This window comes from Sinorhizobium sp. 8-89, assembly GCF_030124325.1.
GTDB lineage: Bacteria > Pseudomonadota > Alphaproteobacteria > Rhizobiales > Rhizobiaceae > Sinorhizobium.
The window spans coordinates 1-886 of sequence record NZ_JASKLR010000082.1 but is presented as its reverse complement, the minus strand read 5'-3'; the positions used below and the strand labels follow the sequence as shown (position 1 = coordinate 886).

Here is an 886-nt window from a genome sequence, read left to right as displayed (position 1 = left end):
TGTTCCCGGCGATCCTCGGCCATGAGGGCGCCGGCATCGTCGTCGATGTCGGCCCCGGCGTCACCAGCGTCAAGAAGGGCGACCATGTCATCCCGCTCTATACCCCGGAATGCCGCGCCTGCCCCTCGTGCCTCTCGCGCAAGACCAATCTCTGCACCGCCATCCGCGCCACCCAAGGGCAAGGGCTGATGCCCGACGGCACCTCGCGGTTTTCGCTCAACGGCGAGAAGATCCACCACTACATGGGCTGCTCGACCTTTGCGAACTTCACCGTGCTTCCAGAGATCGCCGTCGCCAAGGTCAACCCGGACGCGCCGTTCGACAAGATCTGCTACATCGGCTGCGGAGTGACCACCGGCATCGGCGCGGTGATCAACACCGCCAAGGTGGAGATGGGGTCGACGGCGATCGTCTTCGGGCTTGGCGGCATCGGTTTGAACGTCATCCAGGGGCTGCGCCTTGCCGGCGCCGACATGATCATCGGCGTCGATCTGAACAACGACAAGAAGCCCTGGGGCGAGAAGTTCGGCATGACCCATTTCGTCAATCCGAAGGAGGTCGGCGACGACATCGTGCCTTATCTCGTCAACCTGACCAAACGCGGCGCCGACCAGATCGGCGGCGCCGACTACACCTTCGACTGCACCGGCAACACCCGCGTGATGCGCCAGGCGCTCGAGGCCTCGCATCGCGGCTGGGGCAAGTCGGTGATCATCGGCGTTGCCGGTGCCGGCCAAGAGATCGCCACCCGGCCGTTCCAGCTGGTCACCGGCCGCACCTGGATGGGCACCGCCTTCGGCGGCGCGCGCGGGCGCACCGACGTGCCGAAGATCGTCGACTGGTACATGGAGGGCAAGATCGAGATCGATCCGATGATCACCCACAC

1 protein-coding gene is annotated in these 886 nt (G+C 65.2%); it reads left to right on the top strand.

What is annotated here, in order from left to right:
- Positions 1-886 (top strand): zinc-binding dehydrogenase (locus tag QN219_RS33740; protein WP_284004755.1); only part of this gene is annotated, 886 nt, incomplete at both ends.